This window comes from Treponema sp. R6D11, from assembly GCF_054786075.1.
The window spans coordinates 1-3329 of sequence record NZ_BDHD01000186.1 but is presented as its reverse complement, the minus strand read 5'-3'; the positions used below and the strand labels follow the sequence as shown (position 1 = coordinate 3329).

General features: G+C 43.3%; 2 protein-coding genes. One reads left to right on the top strand and one right to left on the bottom strand.

What is annotated here, in order from left to right; all coding sequences use genetic code 11:
• A partial coding sequence (locus ACYVTD_RS10880) for a hypothetical protein (protein ID WP_461247793.1) occupies positions 1 to 371 on the top strand: 371 nt, incomplete at its 5' end.
• Positions 372 to 1109: 738 nt separating this feature from the next.
• Here the strand turns inward: ACYVTD_RS10880 and ACYVTD_RS10875 are convergent.
• On the bottom strand, positions 1110 to 3329 hold a 2220-nt coding region (locus ACYVTD_RS10875), incomplete at its 5' end, for an InlB B-repeat-containing protein (RefSeq protein ID WP_461247792.1).

Here is a 3329-nt window from a genome sequence, read left to right as displayed (position 1 = left end):
TTATACCATACATCGGGCTTTTAAACCCTGCGAGGCTATCGATTAAAATCGCAATCGAGCCACCCGAAATAATCGAGCAAATGTCCCCAATTATGTCGCCGCAAATATTCGCCACTTTCTCGGCGTGCTTAATTAAATATATCGTAGTTTCCGCGCCACGCACTCTACGCGATGCCATGGAATTAAACGGAACAGGCGACGCAATCGTAACAGCCGTGGCAACAGCATCCGCGATAACACCGATTAAAACAAATATCAATACCAACACAATCTCTGCCCAAATCGGCGCGATTGGAAGCACTGAATTTGCTAACAATGAAAATACGCTGGAGATAAAAAGCGTCAAGAAAAAGGCTTTTAAAACCCAATAATTCCGCTTAGAAACACGCTTATTCTTTTGCATATTCACTCGTTTCATAATAAAAAATGTAGGGCCGTGCGCTTAGTAAACTTTATGGCATAGGTATAGTGGGATTTCCCGCATGCACCGCTCCAATGTCGCCAAAAGAGCCGTTGCCAATTAAGGTGCAGTCGCAAGCGTCACCAACTCGCGCTACTATATAACCACTTAGCTCATACTGCAATCCTAAACGCACAAACGCCTAGAGGCTTTCCCAAACAGCCTGTTGTTTTTCCTATCTTCTTTTGCAGAGTATAGTTTCAAGCAGCACGTAGCCACTATCCTCCACCCCCGCTCAAAGCAAGCTACACTGCCCACGGAAGTCAAAAACGCTCCCGCAAAGCAGGTTTCATCCTACACCGTACAGTAAACCCAAAATAGGCTCCCGCACATATGCAGGTCTCCACGGAAAAAGGGTTTGAGCCATGCCTGCCAAGGCACAGCAGCCCTTAAACCTTAACCCCCAGCATAAACCCACCTTTGGCAGAGGTAAGCAAACACCAGAGACTTCACAGATATGCTCTTTGACGGATTTTTAGCCCCGCCTTTGGAAAAACAAGTGCCGACTAGGATACGCCGACCCTATCTTATAAATTATACCCTAAATCCCAACTTTTGTCAATAAAAACAGCGACACGCTCGTCATTGCAGGCTAAGACCCGCAATCTCAAAAAAAGAGCCGAATGGCTCTTTTTTGTTTAAACAAATTTTATTTCTTATACTTCGCGCGTATCGTCGTATCGCCGGTTATATTCGTCATCTCACGGCTCCAATACACTTTGTAGCCTCGTTTCGTAGGTTTTTTAGGTGCAGTTGCAGTCGCACCGTAGTTAACTTTTTGCGTCTTGATAACTTTTCCTTTTAGGTTTAGGAATTTAACGGTATACGAATTCACTCTGTAAACCGCCGTGATCGTCGTGTTCGCCCTAACATTTTTGAAATATTTATCCCAACATACAAACGTATGCCCCGTGCGTTTTGGGTTTGCTGGCGCGCTCGCATCTTTTCCTTGGCTCACATTTTGAGTTTTGATAACATTGCCATTGTAATCCTTGAACGTTACGGTGTAAACCGGTGTCGTTGCAACTGGCTCTTCGTTTGGTGTTGGTTCAGGAGTTGGCGTTGGTGTCGGTTCAGGTTCTAACTCTCCAACGGCTATAACGTTATCAGTCGAGCGAATATAGTTCTCATATAAGAACCCGCCAGGTTGAGTTAGCATATCCCATTCTATCTTATATTTTGCAGGAACTTTTATTTTTATGATCCCTTCGAGCGATTCATCTATGCCAATGTTTTGATTAAAAGTATTATAAAATCCAGGCGCAAAATCCGCTTTTAGAAGTTTTAAATTCGTGCTTCCTGAAACGCACATGGCCATGATATCGTGTTCATTAAAATCGCCCTCATGCTCAGGATCGACAAACACTTCTAATGAGCTTGGTAGTTTTGGCAAGCCAAGCGTTTCAAGATTTAAGCACATCGCACCATATAAATACATAGGGACATCTCCTGCGATTTCAAGGCTGGAAAGATCAGGCGAGCCTAGATCCGTGACACCTGTTAACGCTGCATAACCCATCATAAACTGACGTCCAACTGAAGTTATGCGCGATGTATCCGGAACTGTTATGGATTTTATTTGATCACAACCCACAGCATAAAGGCACATAAATCCATTTCCAACAACCGTTATGCTAGGGTCAAGAGCGACTGTAACGTCCGCTTCTATATTAGGAAGGTAAACATCATCAGTGCCGTGTGAGCCCTGCTGTCCAATGCTAGATACCGTACTATAAATATAGATTATACCGCCTCGAGCATCGATAATATCCTGAGCAGATATAAAGCATGACGTATACGCGCTATCACCAAAATATTGATAATCGCTCCAATGCTCGCCATCGAAAGAGTATCTGCTTCCATTAATCATTTCATGATACTCGCCGCCATACAAATTAAAATACCCATTTATTAAATTTTCATGCAACGTTGCATTTTCAGCGACATACATCATCGCAATTAGCCCTGGTGTCAAATCTTGCGTTAACGTCGTGAATGTTTTCGTTTGCCTGTCAACAGCAGACGGCGCTCGCGAGATAGTTATAACGCCCGTCGTCATCATCTCGCTATCGGCATATTGCGAAGAAAGAGACATAACCCAATAGCATACGACATAATCCCCTATTTCACATGCATGAGGGATAGTCCAACCCCACGCAATTGATGCATCATCTTTTGCAGGAATCGGATCGCCAGGGCTAATAATCCCATAAATCATTAAGCTTCCTGGCATGTTAGGAGATTGTTCTAGCAAATCTTGCATTACGCCCTCGTATACCAAACCAGTTTTTTCAACCGGCGTTGTAAATTGAACAGTCGGTAGCGCTGGCGTTGGCGTTGGCGTAGGTGTTGGCGTTGGGGTTGGAGTTGGCGTAACCTCTATCGGCTCCGAAGTTGGTGTTGGCTCTGGTTCTAACTCTTCAACAGCTATTACATTGTCTGTGCTACGAATATAGTTCGTATGCAGGGTCTTTCCAGAAACAGTTAGTGCATCCCATTCGGGTTTAGTATCCGGAGGAACTTCAATTTCCAGAATGCCCAAGCGGCTATCCGGCACATTCCAAGAAACACTGTCAGATGATAGCAAACCAGGTGCTCCGTGTATAAAAACTGTTTCTAACGATATACAATTATCAGCGTAATTTCTCATATATTGCGAATAAGTAGCTAAACTATTCGATGCAAGACTTACGTTTGGAAGACCTAGTCTAATCAAGGAAAGGCAGTACTCTGCATAATTATTCATAAAACACGCATTATTGTTTCCATCGTTATCATTTCTCACTATAAAGTTCGAAAGATTTGGAACATCTAGAAATGTTAAACTAGTGCATCCTGACGCATAAAACGTCATAAAGTATTGAGCAAT